Genomic DNA, 19,243 nt, shown 5'->3' with positions numbered 1-19,243 from the left:
AAGCTGCGCGGGCGTCTCTTTGGCAAGTGAACCCTCGCTTTTGCGAAGCAAACAGTCAGGGTCACACGCCAGTGATCTTGCGGGCGCGGGGCGAAGCCGCGCACACCCTCAGCGAGTAACCCCCGCTTTTGCGGAGCAAACAGCCGGGGGCGCGAGCCTGGGCCTTTGCAGGCGCGGGGCGAAGCCGCGCACACCCTCAGCGAGTAACCCCCCCGCTTTTGCGGAGCAAACAGCCAGGGGTACGAGCCGGGGCTTGCAGGCGCGGAGCGAAGCCGCGCACACCCTCAGCAAGTAACCCCCCGCTTTTGCGGAGCAAACAGCCGGGGTTACGAGCCAATGGCCCGGCGGGGCCGCAGGCCGCCAGGGCGCGCAGCGCCGCAGAGCGTGTCCGCAGGACAAAGCGGGCACCCGCACCCACGCCTTCTTAGCAAGTTTAGAGCAAACTCCTACCGCCGAGCTTTCGGGTGGCCGGAGGGCCGAGCCCTCCGGAATCCCCCTTCGCAAGGGGGACTTAGGGGGATGTCAACAAGAACACCCGTCTTTTTCTTCCCCGCCGAAATCCACCTGCGTCGGGTAATCATTATCGAAGCAGGAGAGGCACAGGCCTCCCTTATACTCTTCACTGCTGTAGCCGCCGATGGACTGGATCAGTCCTTCCGGCGATAAGAATGACAGGGAATCGGCGTTGATCTCCTCGCACATTTCCTGAATGGTTTTGTAGGAGGCGATCAGCTCGCGGCGGTCCGGGGTATCAATCCCGTAGAAGCACGGGTTCTTGAACGGCGGCGATGTAATCCGCACATGCACTTCAAGCGCTCCGGCTTCACGCAGCAGATTGACGATCCGGCGCGAGGTTGTGCCGCGTACGATTGAGTCGTCGATCATGACGACTCGCTGGCCTTCGACGACGCGGCGCACGGCGCTAAGCTTCATCTTCACGCCCTGCTCGCGCAGCTCCTGGCTCGGCTGGATGAACGTCCGGCCGGTGTACTTGTTCTTGATCAGGCCAAGCTCATACGGGATGCCGGTCTGCTCGGCATAGCCGATAGCTGCCGAGATACTGGAATCCGGCACGCCGGTGACGATATCGGCATCGACGAAGGATTCCAGCGCCATCCGGCTGCCCATCCGCTTGCGGGCAGAGTGCAGGTTGGAGCCGTTAAGGTCACTGTCCGGGCGGGCAAAATAAATATATTCCATCGCGCACAGCGCTTTGCGTTTGGGTTCGGTGAATCTGTCTTCCAGGAAGCCGTTCTTGTCCAGCACCAGCAGCTCGCCTGGCTCGATATCACGGACCAGAGTGGCTCCGATAACTTCAAGGGCACAGGACTCGGAAGCGAAGACATACGCTTCACCAAGCCGGCCCATCACCAGCGGGCGCAGCCCGTGCGGGTCAGAGGCGACGATCAGCTTGTCATTAGTCATCAGCAGGAAGGCGAAGCCGCCGACAAGCTGGCGGAGCGCATCCTTGGCCGCTTCGACGAAATCCTTCGGCGAGCGCGCAATCAGATGCGCCAGCACCTCAGTGTCACTGGTCGTCTGGAAGATCGAGCCGCTCATCTCAAGCGTCTTGCGGATCAGCGGCTCGTTAACGATGTTGCCGTTAGTGGCAATCGCCAGATCGCCGTCGCGGTACTTGAAGACTAGCGGCTGGGCATTCGTCAGCCGGCTGTCTCCGCTGGTCGAGTAGCGAACATGTCCAATGGACATGTCGCCGACCAGCGAAGCGATTTTGTCCTTATCGAAGACTTCCTTAACCAGGCCCATGCCGCGGTGGTAGTTGAAGTCACGGCCGTCTGCCACGCAGATGCCCGCGCTCTCTTCTCCCCGGTGCTGCAGGGCATGCAGCCCGTAATAAGACATGGAGGCGGCCTCCGGGTGTCCGAAGACCCCGAAGACGCCGCATTCTTCTTTTAACGTATCAAAAATATCTCCCGAGCCCGTTCCTTCATTGTAAAAGTCGCCGGTCCACAGGATGGGGGTCTCCTGCTTGTTCCCGGTCTTTATTTCATAAGACATGGAATAGCATCCTCCCACACGGATTTAAGTTCGGATACAGCCTCATCAAGTGCGGATGCACCGTCCAAGGACACGCGCAGTCTGTCACCGCCGACGGTTCCGATGATTTCCACCGGTACGCCGTAAGCAGCAACCGCTGCTTTGAGCTCTTCTGCACGCTCAGGTGCAGCTGTCAGCACAATGCGGGACTGGGTTTCACTGAACAGCGCCACATCATGACGCAGTCCGGCAGCAGACAGCTCTACGTTAGCGCCGATATTACCGCTGATACAGCTCTCAGCCAGCGCAGCAGCCAGGCCGCCTTCAGACAGGTCATGTGCCGAACGGACCAGACCGCTGCGGATCGCAGACAGTACAGCATCCAGCAATTTTTGCTCTGTTGCCAGATCAAGCGCCGGCGGACGGCCTTCAGTCAGACCATGAACAGCATATTGGAACTCACTGCCGCCAAGCTCAGCTTTGGTTACGCCCAGCAGCAGAATAGCATCGCCCTCCTGCTTGAAGGCTTGAGTTGTAATGTGATCGGTATCTTCAACCAGACCCACCATACCCACGACCGGGGTCGGATAGATGGCGCCGGCGGCATTTTCGTTATACAGGCTGACGTTACCGCCGATTACCGGTGTATCCAGCACACGGCAGGCTTCAGCCATACCGTCAACAGCGCGTTCCATCTGCCAGAAAATCTCCGGCTTCTCCGGGCTGCCAAAGTTCAGGTTGTCCGTAATCGCCAGCGGCTTCGCACCGGAGCAGACAATGTTGCGGGCCGCTTCACTTACCGCGATGCGTCCGCCTATTTCAGGGTCCAGGTACACATAACGCCCGTTGCAGTCTGTAGTCATCGCCAGGCCTTTGCGGGTGCCGTGGATAGTAACGACTGCCGCATCGGAGCCCGGACGAACCGCAGTGCTGGTGCGGACCATGTAATCATATTGGTTATACACCCAGGCTTTGCTCGCTACAGTCGGCGAACCTAATACCGTACGCAGGGCACCGCCAAGATCGGTAACTTCTTCATAACGCAAAGTATCTACATTCGCATTCTCTACATAATAAGCTGGAACTGTGGAAGGCTTCTTATAGATCGGACACTCATCCACCAGCGCCGTTACCGGCATATCACCGACAACCTCGCCGTGGTGATACAGCTTCAGACGGCCGTCATCTGTTACCTTGCCCACTTTACGGCAGATCACGCCCCAACGGTCAAAAATCTCCTGAGCCTGCGCCTCATCCTTAGGCTCGACTACGAACAGCATCCGCTCCTGGGACTCAGACAGCATCATTTCATAAGGCGTCATGCCTTCTTCACGCTGCGGCACCTGATCCAGATACAGCTCCAGGCCGTTGCCTGCTTTGCTGGCCATTTCGGCGCTGGAGCAGGTAAGGCCAGCTGCGCCCATGTCCTGAATACCCAGCACAATGCCGCTGTCGATCAGCTCCAGGCACGATTCCATAACCAGCTTTTCCATGAACGGATCGCCGACCTGTACCGCAGTCTTCTTTGCTTCGGATTCCTCGCTCAGCTCAACCGAAGCAAAGGTTGCCCCGTGAATCCCGTCACGGCCGGTAGGAGGACCTACGTAGAACACGGGATTGCCTACACCTTTGGCGACACCGCGCTGGATTTTATCATGATCAATAAGTCCGACACACATCGCGTTAACCAGCGGATTGCCGTCATAGCTGTTGTCGAACATAATTTCGCCGCCGACAGTCGGAATCCCGATACAGTTACCATAGCCTGCGATCCCGGATACAACATGCTCGAACAGATATTTTACCCGGTCACTCTCAAGCTTCCCGAAACGCAGCGAGTTAAGCAGCGCAACCGGTCTTGCACCCATGGAGAAAATATCGCGGATAATCCCGCCCACCCCGGTAGCCGCGCCCTGATAAGGCTCAACAGCTGACGGATGGTTGTGGCTTTCGATTTTGAATACAACGGCCTGGTTGTCACCGATGTCTACGATCCCTGCGCCTTCCCCCGGTCCCATCAGGACACGCGGTCCGCTTGTCGGAAAACGTCCGAGTAACGGCTTGGAGTTTTTGTAGGCACAGTGCTCGGACCACATAACGCTGAACACACCGATTTCGGTATAGTTAGGCTTGCGGCCCATAAAAGAGGTGATCAGCTCATACTCGCTGTCCGAAACACCGAACTGGCTGTAGATTCTCTGCTCCGCAATCTGCTCTGCGGTCGGCTCCTTAGCGGATACTTGCTGCGTCATAACGTTCCCTCCAAGTCTTGAGAATGGATGTAAACATCCGTTTGCCGTCTTCCGAACCGAGCAGACTGTTAGCCGCACGTTCCGGGTGAGGCATCATGCCTACCACATTGCCTGCCACGTTGCTGATTCCCGCAATATCGGCTACCGAGCCGTTCGGGTTATCGCTGTATGTGAATACGATCTGATTGTTAGCTTTGAGCGATGCCAAAGTCTCTTCATCACAGTAATAATTGCCTTCGCCATGTGCGATCGGAATGACGATCTCCTCATCCTTCGCATAATCAACCGTAAACGGAGTAGTGTTATTAACAACCTTAAGCACCGTGTCATGACAGCGGAACTTCATCGACATGTTGCGGCGCAGTGCGCCCGGCAAGAGACCTGCTTCGGTCAGAATCTGGAATCCGTTGCAGATGCCGAGCACGAATTTGCCCTGCTCCGCCGCTTTGGCCACTTCAGCCATGACCGGAGCGAACCGGGAGATGGCGCCGCAGCGCAGATAGTCACCATAAGAGAAGCCGCCCGGAACGAGAATGCAGTCATACGCAGACAGGTCGGTCGCGGTATGCCACACATAATCTACAGGTTCACCGAGGCTTTCTTCTACCGCTTTATAGCAGTCAATGTCACAATTGGAGCCCGGAAAGACAAGTACAGCAAATTTCATGACTTTTAGTCCTCCAATTCGTAGCGGTAATCCTCGATCACCGTGTTGGCCAGCAGCTTCTCACACATTTCCTTAAGACGTCCTTCCGCTTCAGCGCGGTTATCTGTGTCGAGGGTCAGCTCCATATATTTACCGATGCGCAGACTTTCAACTTCCTGAAAACCTACCGAATGAAGAGCTCCCTGCACGGCAACACCTTGGGGATCGAGCACGCTTTTCTTGATGGTGACATAGACTGTCGCTTTTAACATAAGCTTGTAGTTCCTCCTAAATTTTAATGAGCTGACTTTACCTTGATCTGTGTGAACTGCGATTGAACTGCATTCTGTACAGGTAACGCTATGAAACAGGAGTTCCCCGCATTTAGTTGGATTTTTGCCAATTAATTTCGCCAATCGTCAACATCTCAACCCTTTAGGTGGAAAATCACCACTTATTTCGAGCAATATGCTCCAATAAGGTCGAAAACAGTAGAAATAAGTGGCGTTTATCCAACTAGTTTTCTTTTTTCGCTGTTAATCGAGAATTAGATGGCGAATTTCCACTTAGTTTGACTAAGGATAACTCCGCGGGCCATATTTAAGTCTAAAAAAGTGCTGAATTACGTGTTCTTACCACACAGCGGGCCTGGTTTCGCCTATAGATCCTTGCCGGTAAGCCGGTGATAGATATCCCGGTAGCGCCGGCTTGTTTCTTCCACCACTTCCTGCGGCAGCGGATCAGGCGTGCTGTTCTTATCCCAGGAGGATGCGGAAAGGTACGTCCGGACCGGCTCCTTGTCCATGCTGTCAATCTCGATATCAAGTGCATATTTGTCTTTAGCCCAGAAGCGGGAGGCATCCGGCGTAAAAATCTCGTCAATCAGAATCACCTTGCCGTCCAGCAGCCCGAACTCGAACTTGCAGTCTGCGAGAATGATGCCGCGCTCCTCACAATACGCTCTGGCAAAAGCGAACAGCTTCAGGCTTTTCTCCTTCAGCTCCAGTGCAAGCTCTGCACCAATGCTCTCCTGCATCTGCTCAAAAGGAATGTCCTCATCGTGACCGACATCATTTTTGGCTGCAGGCGTGAAGATCGGCTGGGCCAGCACGGCGTTTTTGCGCAAGCCTTGCGGAAGCTCAATTCCATTGACCTTGCCGGTCTCCTGATACTGCCGCCAGCCTCCGCCGGTAATGCAGCCGCGAACGACACATTCAATGTCAATTCTTTCGGCTTTGCGCACGACCATGATGCGGTTTTTGAGCGCTTCACGGTCCTTTACAATACCGCCGAGCTGATCGACATCAATGTGCACGACGTGGTTTTCGATCAGGCTCTTCGTCAGCCCGAACCAGAAGGCACTCAGCCGGTTCAGCACATTGCCTTTGTCCGGCACAGCCGGATCGAGCACATAATCAAACGCGGAGATCCGGTCCGTAACAACGATCAGTACCTGTTCCCCCAAATCGTACAATTCACGAACCTTTCCTTTATAGAACAGCGGTGCATCTACGAGCTCCACAGCCGTGGATACGGCAGGGTATGTCATGACCTTTCCTCCCTCAACCGGATGATCTTTCTTGAAAACTTCTTTACTGCGCCTCTATTAAATCAGCTCCAGCTTGCGGAAAATCGTGTCCACATGCTTCAGGTGCCAGGTCGGGTTGAAGGCATCCTCAATCTCTTCCGGGCTGAGCACAGCAGTGATTTCTGGAGTCGCTTCGACGATATCACGGAACTGGGTCTGCTCTTCCCAGGCTTGCATTGCCCGCGGCTGAACGGTGTCGTAGGCCTGCTCGCGGCTGAAGCCCTTGTCGATCAGCTTGGTCAGGATGCGGCCGGAGAACGGAACGCCGAAGGTGCGGTTCATGTTGCGCTTCATATTCTCCGGGAACACAGTCAGGTTCTTCACGATATTGCCGAAGCGGTTTAGCATGTAGTTCAGCAGCATCGTCGCATCCGGCAGAATGATCCGTTCTACAGAGGAGTGCGAGATATCGCGCTCGTGCCAAAGCGGCACGTTCTCGTAGGCTGTAACCATGTGGCCGCGGATTACGCGGGACAGGCCGGAGATATTTTCACAGCCGATCGGGTTGCGCTTGTGCGGCATGGCAGATGAACCTTTTTGACCCTTGGCAAAAGCTTCTTCCACCTCGCGGATTTCGCTCTTTTGCAGCGCGCGGATCTCCGTAGCGAACTTGTCGAGTGATGTCGCTACCAGTGCCAGTGCAGCCATGTATTCCGCGTGACGGTCACGCTGCAGGGTCTGAGTCGAGATTGGCGCGGGGCTGGTGCCCAGCTTCTTGCAGACGAATTCCTCTACGAACGGGTCAATGTTGGCATAGGTGCCGACTGCGCCGGAGATTTTGCCGAACTGAACGCCTTTAGCCGCATGACGGAAGCGCTCCAGGTTACGTTTCATTTCCTCGTACCACAGGGCCATCTTGAGGCCAAAGGTTGTAGGCTCGGCATGTACGCCATGCGTGCGCCCCATCATCGGGGTGTCCTTGTAGGCTACCGCTTTGTCTTTGAGAATCTCAATAAAGGTAATGATGTCCTTCTCCAGAATCTCGTTCGCCTGACGCAGCAGGTAACCGAGCGCTGTATCCACAACATCCGTTGAAGTCAGTCCGTAATGCACCCATTTGCGTTCTGCGCCCAGGCTCTCGGATACGGCACGGGTAAACGCAATCACGTCATGGCGGGTTTCCAGCTCAATTTCGTTAATCCGGTCAATATCGAATTTCGCATCCTTGCGCAGCTTGGCGGCGTCCTCCTGCGGAATGACTCCCAGCTCAGCCCAGGCTTCACAAGCGCAAATTTCTACTTCAAGCCAGGCATTAAATTTATTTTCTTCGGTCCAGATGGCCCGCATCTCAGGTCTGCTGTAACGTTCAATCATAGCTTTCAGTTCCTCCAAAGGTTAGTTTGCTCTACCCAGGACAGCCCGTCGCCGGTATCCTTGCAGAGCAGGTTGATATGGCCCATTTTGCGGCCGGTTTTGCTCTCGGTCTTGCCGTATATATGAAGCTTGGGGGCAACCCCCAGCTTACCTGCTGCTTCATCAGCCTGTCCTGTCCGCTCTATTGCTCCGTCCAGATGCTGACCCAGCACATTTACCATGACCACAGGACTCAGCAGCCTAGTATCGCCAAGCGGTAAATTGCAGATTGCCCGGATATGCTGCTCGAACTGCGAGGTCGCGCAGGCATCCATTGTGTAGTGTCCTGAATTATGCGGCCGCGGCGCCAGCTCGTTGACGAATATTTCCCCGTCTTCCGTAACGAACATCTCCACCGCCAATAGTCCGACTGCATTCAGTCCTGCCACCAGCCGTTCTGCCAGCTCACACGCCCGCTGCTGAAGCTCCGCAGAGACCCGGGCAGGCACGATGGACAGATGCAAAATATTGTTCACATGAATGTTCTCCGCCGGCGGGAAGCTCTTCACCTCGCCCGAAGCGCTGCGCGCGGCGATGACAGAAATTTCGCACTGGAATTTCACGAATTTCTCCAGCACCAGCTCCGGTGCATCGGCGCCTTCCGCAGCGCCAGGCGCTACCTGCCTGAACGCAGCTTCCAGCTCCTCCGGCTGGCGGATGACGGCTTGTCCCTTGCCGTCATATCCACCTGTAGCCGTCTTCAGCACACAGGGCAGGCCCAGCTCGGCTGCCGCAGCGGTAAGCTCCGCCAGGCTGCCGACCTTGCGGTACGGGGCGACGGGCACGCCCGCAGCCTCGATAGCCGCTTTCTCGCGCAGCCGGTGCTGCGTCGTGTACAGCAGCTCGCTGCCCTGAGGCACGTACGATTCCTCCGTCAGCAAGGCGGCTACGCCGGCATCGACGTTCTCGAACTCGTACGTGATCACATCTGCGCGCCGCGCCAGCTCCCGCGCCGCGCCCTGGTCATTGTACGCCGCGGTGATCTGTGGCGTTACCTGCCCGCAGGGCGCATCCGGCGCCGGGTCCAGCGCCACGAAGCGATAGCCCATAGCGATGCCGTCAAGCGCCATCATCCGCCCGAGCTGTCCGCCGCCGAGCACGCCGATTGTCGTCTGCCCCGGCAACAGCGTGAGAGGCGCTGCCGGATACGAAGCCTTAGTGTCCAGCGCCTGCCCGGCCGCCTTCAGCTCCTCCTGCCTCATAAGCTCTCGCTGCTTTCCAGCACTTCGCGCTCTATCGCTTCGCGTCGTCTCTGGGCACGGCTCTGCACCTCAGGGTCAAACGCACCGATAATCTGCGCCGCCAAGAGGCCGGCGTTGGTTGCACCTGCCCGGCCAATCGCTACTGTCGCTACCGGGATGCCGCCCGGCATCTGCACGATCGACAGCAGAGAATCAAGCCCGTTTAGCGCCTTGGTCTGCACGGGCACTCCGATCACCGGCAGCATGGTCTTTGCCGCAACCATCCCCGGCAGATGCGCCGCACCGCCTGCCCCGGCAATAATGACTTTTAGCCCGCGGTCCGCTGCTTCTTCCGCATAACGGAACATCAGATCCGGTGTACGGTGGGCAGACACTACCTTTTTCTCATAAGGTATGTTCAGCTCCTCCAGCACCGCACAGGCATGCTCCATCGTCTCCCAGTCTGACTTGCTGCCCATGATTACCCCAACCTGCACTGACATGTTTCAACCTTCCCCTCCGCTCGATATAGAAGCTCTTTTTGTCGTATGCACTCTAAGTTTGTCCTATTTCACGACAGTTTTCCATAAATTCGAAAAAAAAAGCCTGGATTCCAGACGCATGCTTCTGCGGGTGGACCCAGACTACTTAAGAGGAAGCAGGAGAAGACAGCTCTGCCATGCAGGCAGAATCGTAATGAACAGCGTCAGGCGCAGAAGCTCACCGTCCCGTGACGGAGCGGCGCTGAGGGCTGTCCCATTCATCCTATTTCCTCGTAGTCCGGTAATTTACGGTTCCCGGGTAGAAACTTCCGGGCCCTATTCCCGGCTTTATACGAGCTCTTCATAGGTTCAGTTTAACAATGCCCTACACTTCGTGTCAACTTAAACACGAACATTGTTATATGGACACGGGAAATCGTTCGCTTTTAGACATAAAAAAGGGAGAAACACGTAAGTGTCCTCCCCTAATTCATCTATTATTTTACAACCAGCACCGGAATCCGGGCACTCTGCACGACATTATGGCTGACACTGCCCAGGACAAATTCACGTATCCCGCCGAGTCCGCGGCTGCCGATGACAATAACGTCCATTCCATGCTCTTTGGCATAATTCAGAATCAGCTCGGCAGGAGAACCCTGCAGCAGCTCAACCGTGGCATTAAGGCCTTCAGCCTCCAGGCGCCCTCTAACCTCATCCGTAGTCTGCACGGCCAAATCATAATAATCCTTATTCACTGAAGCCGGCAGTGGCGCGAGAGCTTCCCCGATGAAGAACCGCGGGAATTCGAATGCGTGTACGACGTAAATAGAAGATCCGGGAGTTACCTTTGCCAGTTCGATCGCCCGCTCAAGTGCTTGATTGGATGCTTTGGAACCGTCATAGGCGAGCAAAATTTTAGAGAATAACATGTACGCCACCTCTTTTTCATTTTGATTAACCAGCAGTTCGGTTATAAACCGCTATCTTAAAAAATACCCGTACAGCAGAATGTTAAGCAGCAGCAGCAGCGGAATACCGATCCGGAAGGAAGTATGCCTGGTTTTATGCCGTTTGCGGTACATGGCAATAAGGATGCCAAGCGCGCCGCCCATGAACGCCAGCAGAAACAGCGTCTTCTCCGGCACACGGTCCCGTCTCGCCCGGGCTTTATTCTTGTCTTCGGACATCACCACATAGGCGATAATATTAATCAGCATGAACCATATCAGAACACCCCTGACCATCTTCCCGGCCCCTCCCCCTTGCATTCTACCTGTCTCTTATTATATTCCCCTTTGCCGCAAAAAACCAATAACCTCACATAAGCTGCCAGCGTTCTAACCTGCTCTGTTAAGCTTTTGGGCAGAACCTCCGCTCTCTCTGATCCATACCCACGACAAGACCGCAGCAAGCGCAGCAGCAATCCCGCCCAGCCAAAAGCCGCCCCTAAGCCCGTAAGCAGCACTCATCCAGCCCGCCACAAAGGGTCCCCCGGACATCCCTACCGCGTAGACCGCCTGATAAAAGCCCATCGCAGTCGCCCGTTTGAACGGTGCCACATCCGAGACAGACTTACCCAGCAGCAGCGGAAAAATCAGCCCTTGCATGAACCCGTTCCCCACCTGGGTCGCACAGAGCGCCGCCAGCGTCGGCATCGAAGGAATCAGCAGTGTACATATAGCGCTTCCGGCAAAGCCCAGCATCAATGTCCCGCGGTCACCCAGCAGTCTGCCAAATATCCGCGATCCATACAATGTAGCTGCAGCATGCGGCACCATAAAAGCCAGCGTCAGCCAGCCCAGGCTCTCCTTGCTTGCCCCGATATCAAGCGCCTGATTCGGCGTGTACCCGAACATCGTAATGAACAGTACACAATGCGCCAGCACCGATAAAAGCGAGACCTTGACCAGCAGCGGCTCCTTCATTACTCCTGCAAGATCCTTCAGCCGGATTCCGCCCTCACGTTTCTCCTGCCTCTGCTCCGGCAAGCGCAGGACGAGCAGCATAGCGAGCACTGCTACAATGCTGCCGACGATAAAGGGCATGTTCCAGCCCCAGTGCTCCACCATATAGCCGCTAATCATCATGCTCGACAGCTGGGCAATTACCGTGGTGAACTGCAGCATGCCCATTGCTTTTCCGGCTTCCTCTTTAGGAAAATATCCGGCGAACATCACTGAATATACGACCCAGGCCGATGCGGCAATCCCCGAAACTGCACGCGCCACCAATGCCCACACCGGATCTGCACCGGCCATAAAAATAAGGCAGCTTGCTCCGCTTGCGATCAGTCCCAGATAAATGAACGGCCGCCGCCGGTTCAGAACATCAGACCCGATGCCAATCGGCAGCCGGAACAGAATCTGCATGAGCCCGTATACGCCAAGCACCGCTCCGACCATAACATAAGAAGCACCCAGATGCTCCACATACGGTGAAAGTACAGGTACATAGATATAAGATGAGAACCAGAACATAAAGACAATTACTAAAAAGTAAAACCGGCTGCTTCCTCTCACGCCGGAGGATTGCACTACTGCTTCTAGCTGCTGCTGCCTTTCTGCTACTGCCATTTCTGTCATCCGCTCCATTTCCGTCTGCAGGCTGCTTTGCCCCTGCTCTAGCTTTCTCAGTAAATAGAGTACAACATCTACCGCTTTTATGTAACAGTAACATTAGGCAATCTTTTCTGTTACCGCGTAAGTAAAAATAACAAGCATATCCCGCAGCCGTGGTCATTACAATCACCCAAACTGAACAAGACTGCGGATAGTACTCCGCAGTCTTGTTTGCTTCACTGGTGTAATTCGGCACGTTCTGCCTTCATACAAACCAAATTATTTCCCCTTCGCCTTGGCCTCCATAGCCGCTTTCAGCAGATCTCCCAGATTCGATCCGGTACTTTCCTGCTTGCTGTACTGCTGTACAAGCTTCTGCTGCTCGCGCTTGTTGATATGCTTATGGTCTTTATCCATCGTTTCCGTTATCCCGCAGCCGAGACACTGTACATAAGGGCCGGCTTTACCCTCCTTAAGCTCCATCTTCTTATGGCACTGCGGACAACGCCGGCCCGACAGCTTCTTCTCGCCTGCCCGGGTATAGCCGCAGTCGTCTGCCGGACAGACCAGCAGCTTGCCGCGTTTCGTCTTTTTCTCCAGCATTCTCGTCCCGCAGTCCGGACAATGGCTGGCAGAGACATTATGCGGCTTGTACTCGGCTCCGCTGCTCTTTACGCCGGATACCAGCTCCTGCGCCATAGTGCGTATCCCTTGCAGGAACGGCTCGGGCTTGCCCTGGCCGCGGGCGATCCGCTCAAGCTCCCCTTCCCAGCGTGCCGTTAGCTCCGGAGTGCGCAGCTGAGCCGACACCAATTCTATCAATTGCTTGCCTTTACCTGTCGGATGAAGTAAGTTACCCTGACGTTCAATCGTATCGGAGCTGACCAGCTTCTCAATAATATCTGCCCGGGTCGCCGGCGTGCCAAGCCCGTGCTTCTCCATCTGGGTCAGAAGGGATGCTTCATTATAACGCTTAGGAGGCTGTGTCCGGCCCTGACGCACAATGCAGCGCTGAACCTTCACGGCTTCCCCTTCGCGCAGCTCCGGCAGCTTCACACTGCCTGCCGCAGGCTCATCTGCAGAATTCTCTTCCTCATCGTCACTGCTCATATCTCCGCCATAAACCTCACGCCAGCCCGCATCCTTTACTGTCGTGCCTTTGACATGGAAGCTCTCGCCTTCAACAGTAACAGTCACCGCTACAGCATCATAACGTGCAGGCGGGTAGAACAGGCTGATAAAGCGGCGGACGATCAGATCATAGAGCTTTCGCTCCTCTGCACTAAGCTGATTCAATAAGACGGTCTGCTCCGTTGGAATAATGGCATGATGATCGCTCACCCTGCTGTCATCCACAATCCGTTTGGTAATTGGCAACGGCTTACGCAGCAGCGGACGCGCCAGAGCTGCATATGGCCCTACAGCAACACTGTCCAGGCGCTCCTTCAATGTACCCGTCATATCGGATGTCAGATAACGGCTGTCCGTACGCGGATAAGTAACCAGCTTATGCTGCTCATATAGTTTCTGCAGCACACTCGAAGTCTGCTTGGCTGAGAAGCCGAACTTGCGGTTGGCATCGCGCTGGAGCTCTGTAAGGTCATAAGCCAGCGGATGCGGCTCACTTTTCTCGCTTTTCTGCACCTTGTTAACCCGGCCCGAACGTCCGGTCAGCTTATCCTTAAGTGCAGCCGCCTTCTCCTTATCAAAAATCCGCCCGTCCCCGCCCTGGGCACGCCAGCCCGCCTGAAAGCTTCCAAAATCAGCAGTGAGCAGCTCATACTCCTGGGAACGGAATCCGGTAATCTCATTTTCCCGGTCCATGATCATACCGAGTGAAGGTGTCTGCACACGGCCCGCCGACAGCGGTGCACCAAACTTACAGGTCAATGCCCGGGTTACATTAAGTCCGATCATCCAGTCTGCCTCGGCACGGCAGCGTGCCGATTCATAGAGCCGGTCGAAATCCCGCCCCGGACGCAATGAGGCGAAGCCTTCTTTAATCGCTTTATCCGTCTGCGAAGAGATCCACAGCCGCTTAAACGGCTTTTTCCAGCCGGCCATATTCATGATCCACCGCGCCAAAAGCTCCCCCTCACGCGCAGCATCCGTAGCCACAATCAGCTCTCCGACATCCTGGCGCTTCATCAGCTGCTGTACTGCCTTATACTGCTGGCTGGTCTCCCGCAGCACCTTCAGCTTCGCCTTCTCCGGCAGAATCGGCAGATCCTCCAAAGCCCAATTTGCAAACTTACTATTATAATCCTCCGGCTCCGCCAGGCCGACCAGATGCCCGAGCGCCCAGGTTACGACATATTTAGGACCTTCAATGTAGCTTTTCTGTTTATTTCCGCAGCCCATTACACGTGCAATCTCACGTGCGACTGAGGGCTTTTCTGCAAGCACCAATATCTTCATGATTCTCCCCTTTCCCTTTCAACACCTCATTATACCATTATTCAAAAGACCGCAAATATCGTCAGGCAAAAATCCCTTCATCTTATATAAACTAAATTTATGCTAAAATGTTTGTCAGCCGAAAGGAGTCACAGCCAATGTCCGCTTCAGAAATGTATAATGTAGTTCCCGTAGGTGTAGTCTCCGGAACTCAGCATAACCTGCAGATCGAGATTGAACCCGGGTATAGAGCAGCACTCAAGGGATTGGAGGATTTCAGCCATTGCCAGATTCTCTGGTGGATTCATGAGTTTGCCGATGATATGTTCCGGACAACTACAGAGATTGAGCCTCCTTATGATGCTCCTGTAACAGGTGTATTTGCCTCCCGTTCCCCGGTTAGACCCAATCCTATTGGACTTAGTGTAGCAGAGATTATCTCTGTTGATACGGTTGAAGGGATTATTGAGGTTGGCGGGCTGGATGCTTATCCGGGAACACCAGTGTTAGATATAAAAGCTTACTTTCCAACTACAGACCGTGTCCGTCATGTGAAGGTTCCAGCTTGGGCATCTTCATGGGGCGAGTGGGTAGGGGAATAAAATTAGGCCAGGGGGAGAATGAATGGATAACCGTCAGCTAATTATGACAGCGATTGAGCATATCGAGGATAATCTCCATCAGCCGCTATCCGTCCGCTCACTCTCCCTGTTCACTGGCTATTCCATTTATCATTTTATTAGGCTGTTTCAAGGGGTAACCGGCCTTACACCAGGCGATTATATCGCCAGACGCAAGATTACCGAAGCAGTACGGCATATCCTCTGCGAGCCCGGCCGTTCTTTGCTGGATATTTCGCTGGATTACTCATTTAAAGACTATGAAACCTTCGTGCGCACCTTCAAAAGACTGCTGCATACCACACCAACCCAGATTCGCCAAAAAAGAAATCTTGTACTTCCCCTGCTGCTTCACCGGCTCTACAGTCATGATCTTCAGCGATGGACCGATCAGCATACTATCCCGCCACAAACCGTTGATCTCGGTGAAATCAAGCTGCAGGGTGTACAAGTCACTCTTAATAATGATCCGTCCGTTATCAGCTCTGCCTGGGAGGAGTTGTGGAGTAGATTATCGACGATTCCTGAGCGAAAGCTTCCTGAGAAATACTATCAGCTGGGCCAATGGACTGAAGACTATGAGGATAACGGAATCCGTTTTCTGTGCGGGTGCGAGTTAAATAATACGCGTTCCCTCGCTTCCCGTTCCTTGGCAGGGCAATCACTAATTTCTCCTGAGCTCCCTATCCATAGCTTGCCCCCGGCACGTTATCTGAAATTTCAACACAGAGGAAGATCAGCTGATATTTCAGCAACCTATAAATATATCTACGGCGTATTTCTGCCCAAGACCGATTACCGGCTTACGCTCCCCTATGAATTTGAGTATTATGGAAAGGACTACCTTGGACCAGAAAACCCAGCATCCACCAGTGAGATTTATATTCCCATTTCATCACTCTGATTACTAATAACACAAACAAGCCCGCATCTGCCCAGCAGACACGGACCTGGATTTATTAATTCAATCTATGTTATTCTTCACGGAATCACAATTGTAGTCTCAAGCTCTTTGTAATAGGTTTTTATCCGCTCCCCGTTGACATCCTTCAACAGATTCAGTTCACTATCTAAAGTAAATGTATAGGGTCTGACCGTAATCGTCTTGGGTACCTTTGGGAAAATATTGTAGGAGTTATCCAGGATCGGATGCTGAACCGCCTTAGCTTTTGCATACCCCATCTGTGAATTCGTAACGTTGCCTAAATCATCTACAAGTTCATAGAATACCGATGTTGGAGCATATTCCCCTGTCTGCTCCGCCGAGACAGGCACTTCCCCCTCACTGGTTATAATCAGTCTCATCGTAACAGGCGTAATATCCAGGCTCTTAACCTTATAATGGAAGGAACCTATACTTGCCCCCTGATCCGGTTTAAGGTTAATGATTCTCCCCTCTACCTTATTCACTGTAACCTGAAACTCAAACGGATCTGCGATCTGCGCAACCGGCACACGGATATTAACCTTAAATTCATCTCCAAGGGCTGCAGTGTTCCGCAGTTCATTCAGCTCTAATAAAATCATATTTGACTGTCCATATACGCCTCCTGTGGATGAGGAGCCTGCGCTAACCGGTTCGCCTGACGGCAGGGTTACAACCGGTAACCCCAGTAGACCTTTAGTCGATTGGTCAAACTCATGGGTATAGAAATTAGTGATCTCTGCCATTACCCGCTCATCCATAACCCCAGCTCTTTCAAAACCAATAGCCAGCCGGGTACCGTCATATAATACTTCTGTAATACTTAAGGTCACCCCATCATGAGTGACACTCAAGTTAGGTGAAGTTGCCAGGCCCTTTTCCGCCGCCAGCTTTAGGCCTGCATTTTCCGTATGTTCGAATACACTGCTGAACACCGGAAACTGCTTTAATGTATCTGCCCACGCCGGAGAGATGAATCCGGCTGTTATTGTTCCTATTACAAGGAGTACAGCTAAACTTGCGGCTACTAATGTTTTCTTAAGTAATTTCAATCTCCTACCTCCTTTTATCTCCAATTGTTCTATACGGTTCATAATCGGTTCGTTATAACTGTCCACAGGTAATTGAATCTTTCCGATGCTGAGGCGGATGTGCTCCGCTATTTGCTGTTCAGTTTGATTCTGCCACTTCTCCATGACTGCAGCCTCCTTCGTTCGCTTTTTGCTGGACCAGCTTTTTCCGGAGCCTTTCATATTTCTTGCGGAGAGCTACTGAACTGCGCCCTGTAATCTGCGCAATTTCATCGAAGCTGTATTGTTCCACTACACGAAGAATTAACAACCCTCTTTCATCCGGGTTAAGATCTCTAAACAGCCTGTCCACAGCCGAATCGTCCGGAGGTTCATGATAACTCCGCACAATTTGCATGGTATAAAATGATAACAGGCGAATACGGCGCTTACGTTTGCGGAGCTGATCCAGACAATGATGATACGCTACCTTATAGAGCCACGCTGAAAAAGAAACCCTCTCTTCATAACGTCCAATCTCCTGATACACCTTAACAAATATATCCTGCACAGCATCCTCTGCTTCTTCGCGGCTCCTTAAGATGCAATAACAATATGTATACATCTGCCGTTCATACGCTGTTATCAGCGTTGCAAAAAACTGCCGTTCACCAGCAAGTACTTTACTAATCGCTTCTTTAATCACATTTGGATTCAACTGACACCCGGGATTGTCATGTTCCAAAAGTTTCACCTCCGTTTTCCTTTTACAGCTATATAACGAACGCCAGTTGGGGATTTGTGACATCTAAAGAATAATCAAGATATAAAAAAAGCACCTCTCTGGAAAATAGAGAACTGCCTTCATATAACACTGTAATTAGATTGTATTTGTTATAACGTTGATTTCTCAAGCTTTAAATGAGCTTCGAAAAGTACCCGCTCTGAATCCTGCCCACGTATGTAAACTCCGTCTTTCATCCATTCAGTACGTAAAATGCTTATATCTGTACCATACTTAGCTTCCTGTGCATAAGTGATCTGCAGACCGGTAAGCTTCAGCCCTTTCCACTCCTCCAGCGTCAGAGCATCACAGCAGATATCCACATACCGTGCGTTATTCAGATGGCCATTGTTATCCAGACCGCTATATCTTACCTGATAAAGATACGACTCCTGCAAAATAACACCTGCCGGTATAGTCACCTTTTGCGGTAATGGCCCTACTGAATCCTCAAGATAAGGCTCTACCGCAATCGGCAAAGCCGATGGACGGAGAATCTTACGTTTATCTATATCCACAAGAGCCCATATCGAGCGTGCCGATGCAATCTCCAGTCCATCCTCAGCAAAAATCCTGTAATCGCGCTGCCAGAGCGCCCCTTTAGTTCCTTTACTCCAAGTATGTACAGTAAGAGCCTCATTCGGCAACGGCAGACGGCTGATATCTACATCCATCGTAATAACCATCCAGCCCATACCTGCCGCCAGCATTTTATCCATATTCAAACCCAGATTGTTAACAGCTGAATCTGCTGCACGCTGCATGATATCAAGCAGAAAGGATAACTTGCCCTTTGAACGGAAATCCGTATCACTTGCTTGAACAAAGAATTTTTCTATCCACAATAAAGGGTCTACCTGGCTCATTTTTTGCGCTCCTTTGCATTTAATACACATTATTCACGGCTGTATCCACATAAGTTAACTTTATATCCACATAATCTGGGGAGAACATTAATCCCTAAACCATCATAAAAAACCTATCCACATGTGTATAAGTTTTTTTCTCAGACATTTCCCGTCGGCTATCCACATTATTCTATAATACCATTTCAAGTTAAGGCTGTATCAAATTCATTTATCCCCAAAATATCATTAGACAACAAAAAAGCCATTGCCGATTGCTCAACAATGACTTCATGTGCTTGGCAGCGTCCTACTCTCCCAGGACCCTTCGGTCCAAGTACCATTGGCGCTGGAGGACTTAACGGTCGTGTTCGGGATGGGTACGCGTGGAACCCCTCCGCTATCGCCACCAAACATGCGTCTGTGAAACAGACACTGCCGCTAGACATTTGGTTCATCACCAGTAGTGTGAATAAATGTCGTTGCGTTACAGGCTTGATCACCTGAAAACTGAATCCGAAACGAATCTGCGAATTAATATTGGATAAGCCCTCGACCGATTAGTATTGGTCAGCTCCATGCATTGCTGCACTTCCACCTC

Annotated in this window: 17 protein-coding genes, 2 rRNA genes and 1 riboswitch (1 of these 20 cut by a window edge); of the genes, 2 read left to right on the top strand and 17 right to left on the bottom strand. The window is 52.8% G+C overall.

The features are described from left to right. Positions 1-522: 522 nt before the first annotated feature. The 12 genes from purF to R70331_RS02830 all read right to left on the bottom strand — a co-directional run bounded on the left by purF (position 523) and on the right by R70331_RS02830 (position 14,479). A complete protein-coding gene (purF, locus tag R70331_RS02885; protein WP_042182068.1) occupies positions 523-2,019 on the bottom strand; it encodes an amidophosphoribosyltransferase in 1,497 nt (498 codons plus the stop codon). Continuing rightward, on the bottom strand, positions 2,004-4,250 hold the full coding sequence (purL, locus tag R70331_RS02880; RefSeq protein WP_042172697.1) for a phosphoribosylformylglycinamidine synthase subunit PurL: 2,247 nt from the start codon (positions 4,248-4,250) through the stop codon (positions 2,004-2,006). Before purL ends, purF begins: the two co-directional genes overlap by 16 nt. After that, positions 4,228-4,917 carry a phosphoribosylformylglycinamidine synthase subunit PurQ gene (purQ, locus tag R70331_RS02875; RefSeq protein WP_042172695.1) on the bottom strand — a complete coding sequence of 230 codons (690 nt, stop codon included), beginning with the start codon at positions 4,915-4,917 and terminating at the stop codon, positions 4,228-4,230. The genes purL and purQ overlap by 23 nt, the downstream gene beginning before the upstream one ends. Positions 4,918-4,922: 5 nt before the next feature. Then, positions 4,923-5,168: a phosphoribosylformylglycinamidine synthase subunit PurS gene (gene purS, locus R70331_RS02870; RefSeq protein ID WP_019913657.1), complete on the bottom strand. Its 246-nt coding sequence runs from the start codon at positions 5,166-5,168 to the stop codon at positions 4,923-4,925. A gap of 386 nt (positions 5,169-5,554) precedes the next feature. Then, positions 5,555-6,445 carry a phosphoribosylaminoimidazolesuccinocarboxamide synthase gene (locus tag R70331_RS02865; protein ID WP_042172694.1) on the bottom strand — a complete coding sequence of 297 codons (891 nt, stop codon included), beginning with the start codon at positions 6,443-6,445 and terminating at the stop codon, positions 5,555-5,557. A 57-nt stretch (positions 6,446-6,502) separates the two neighbouring features. Beyond that, complete coding sequence (gene purB / locus R70331_RS02860) at positions 6,503-7,798, bottom strand: adenylosuccinate lyase (RefSeq protein WP_042172692.1); 1,296 nt, start codon at positions 7,796-7,798, stop codon at positions 6,503-6,505. 5 nt (positions 7,799-7,803) lie between these two features. Beyond that, on the bottom strand, positions 7,804-9,039 hold the full coding sequence (purK, locus tag R70331_RS02855; RefSeq protein ID WP_042172690.1) for a 5-(carboxyamino)imidazole ribonucleotide synthase: 1,236 nt from the start codon (positions 9,037-9,039) through the stop codon (positions 7,804-7,806). Further along, entirely contained in the window at positions 9,036-9,521 is a 486-nt protein-coding gene (gene purE, locus R70331_RS02850) for a 5-(carboxyamino)imidazole ribonucleotide mutase (RefSeq protein ID WP_042172688.1), read from the bottom strand. The genes purK and purE overlap by 4 nt, the downstream gene beginning before the upstream one ends. 253 nt (positions 9,522-9,774) lie before the next feature. Continuing rightward, positions 9,775-9,876, bottom strand: a riboswitch (purine riboswitch). 121 nt (positions 9,877-9,997) lie between these two features. Then, the gene (locus R70331_RS02845; RefSeq protein ID WP_042172686.1) at positions 9,998-10,432 is read right to left on the bottom strand and encodes a universal stress protein; all 435 of its coding nucleotides are present in this window, start codon (positions 10,430-10,432) and stop codon (positions 9,998-10,000) included. Positions 10,433-10,483: 51 nt separating this feature from the next. Continuing rightward, the gene (locus R70331_RS02840) at positions 10,484-10,747 is read right to left on the bottom strand and encodes a DUF1294 domain-containing protein (protein WP_042172684.1); all 264 of its coding nucleotides are present in this window, start codon (positions 10,745-10,747) and stop codon (positions 10,484-10,486) included. Positions 10,748-10,840: 93 nt separating this feature from the next. Further along, entirely contained in the window at positions 10,841-12,076 is a 1,236-nt protein-coding gene (locus R70331_RS02835) for an MFS transporter (RefSeq protein ID WP_052419281.1), read from the bottom strand. A gap of 264 nt (positions 12,077-12,340) precedes the next feature. After that, positions 12,341-14,479, bottom strand: coding sequence for a DNA topoisomerase III (locus tag R70331_RS02830; RefSeq protein ID WP_042172682.1), 2,139 nt, complete (start codon positions 14,477-14,479; stop codon positions 12,341-12,343). Between the two features lie 137 nt (positions 14,480-14,616). Between R70331_RS02830 and tsaA the strand changes: the two genes are divergently transcribed. Then, on the top strand, positions 14,617-15,060 hold the full coding sequence (tsaA, locus tag R70331_RS02825) for a tRNA (N6-threonylcarbamoyladenosine(37)-N6)-methyltransferase TrmO (RefSeq protein WP_042172680.1): 444 nt from the start codon (positions 14,617-14,619) through the stop codon (positions 15,058-15,060). 22 nt (positions 15,061-15,082) lie between these two features. Continuing rightward, complete coding sequence (locus R70331_RS02820; protein WP_042172678.1) at positions 15,083-15,982, top strand: AraC family transcriptional regulator; 900 nt, start codon at positions 15,083-15,085, stop codon at positions 15,980-15,982. 77 nt (positions 15,983-16,059) lie between these two features. Here the strand turns inward: R70331_RS02820 and R70331_RS02815 are convergent, their stop codons facing one another. From R70331_RS02815 to R70331_RS02795, 5 genes are all read right to left on the bottom strand, one after another. Beyond that, entirely contained in the window at positions 16,060-17,055 is a 996-nt protein-coding gene (locus R70331_RS02815) for a DUF4179 domain-containing protein (RefSeq protein ID WP_197071383.1), read from the bottom strand. 118 nt (positions 17,056-17,173) lie between these two features. Further along, entirely contained in the window at positions 17,174-17,758 is a 585-nt protein-coding gene (locus tag R70331_RS02810; RefSeq protein WP_042172672.1) for an RNA polymerase sigma factor, read from the bottom strand. 149 nt (positions 17,759-17,907) lie between these two features. Continuing rightward, positions 17,908-18,663 carry an acyl-[acyl-carrier-protein] thioesterase gene (locus R70331_RS02805; protein ID WP_042172670.1) on the bottom strand — a complete coding sequence of 252 codons (756 nt, stop codon included), beginning with the start codon at positions 18,661-18,663 and terminating at the stop codon, positions 17,908-17,910. 276 nt (positions 18,664-18,939) lie between these two features. Further along, a 5S ribosomal RNA gene (gene rrf / locus R70331_RS02800) occupies positions 18,940-19,056 on the bottom strand. A 126-nt stretch (positions 19,057-19,182) separates the two neighbouring features. Beyond that, positions 19,183-19,243 (bottom strand): 23S ribosomal RNA (locus R70331_RS02795) (it continues 2,867 nt past the right edge of the window).

It is taken from the genome of Paenibacillus sp. FSL R7-0331, from assembly GCF_000758645.1.
GTDB classification, from domain to species: Bacteria; Bacillota; Bacilli; order Paenibacillales; family Paenibacillaceae; genus Paenibacillus_AQ; species Paenibacillus_AQ camerounensis.
This window is presented reverse-complemented; position numbering and strand designations above follow the sequence as displayed.

Bases quoted from the DNA above. Each gene is read 5' to 3' on its own strand.
- purQ (WP_042172695.1), bottom strand. From the start codon at position 4,917: ATGAAATTTGCTGTACTTGTCTTTCCGGGCTCCAATTGTGACATTGAC.
- tsaA (WP_042172680.1), top strand. From the start codon at position 14,617: ATGTCCGCTTCAGAAATGTATAATGTAGTTCCCGTAGGTGTAGTCTCC.
- purE (WP_042172688.1), bottom strand. From the start codon at position 9,521: ATGTCAGTGCAGGTTGGGGTAATCATGGGCAGCAAGTCAGACTGGGAG.
- purK (WP_042172690.1), bottom strand. From the start codon at position 9,039: ATGAGGCAGGAGGAGCTGAAGGCGGCCGGGCAGGCGCTGGACACTAAG.
- purF (WP_042182068.1), bottom strand. From the start codon at position 2,019: ATGTCTTATGAAATAAAGACCGGGAACAAGCAGGAGACCCCCATCCTG.
- purS (WP_019913657.1), bottom strand. From the start codon at position 5,168: ATGTTAAAAGCGACAGTCTATGTCACCATCAAGAAAAGCGTGCTCGAT.
- R70331_RS02820 (WP_042172678.1), top strand. From the start codon at position 15,083: ATGGATAACCGTCAGCTAATTATGACAGCGATTGAGCATATCGAGGAT.
- R70331_RS02805 (WP_042172670.1), bottom strand. From the start codon at position 18,663: ATGAGCCAGGTAGACCCTTTATTGTGGATAGAAAAATTCTTTGTTCAA.
- R70331_RS02845 (WP_042172686.1), bottom strand. From the start codon at position 10,432: ATGTTATTCTCTAAAATTTTGCTCGCCTATGACGGTTCCAAAGCATCC.
- R70331_RS02840 (WP_042172684.1), bottom strand. From the start codon at position 10,747: ATGGTCAGGGGTGTTCTGATATGGTTCATGCTGATTAATATTATCGCC.
- purL (WP_042172697.1), bottom strand. From the start codon at position 4,250: ATGACGCAGCAAGTATCCGCTAAGGAGCCGACCGCAGAGCAGATTGCG.
- R70331_RS02865 (WP_042172694.1), bottom strand. From the start codon at position 6,445: ATGACATACCCTGCCGTATCCACGGCTGTGGAGCTCGTAGATGCACCG.
- purB (WP_042172692.1), bottom strand. From the start codon at position 7,798: ATGATTGAACGTTACAGCAGACCTGAGATGCGGGCCATCTGGACCGAA.
- R70331_RS02830 (WP_042172682.1), bottom strand. From the start codon at position 14,479: ATGAAGATATTGGTGCTTGCAGAAAAGCCCTCAGTCGCACGTGAGATT.
- R70331_RS02835 (WP_052419281.1), bottom strand. From the start codon at position 12,076: ATGGCAGTAGCAGAAAGGCAGCAGCAGCTAGAAGCAGTAGTGCAATCC.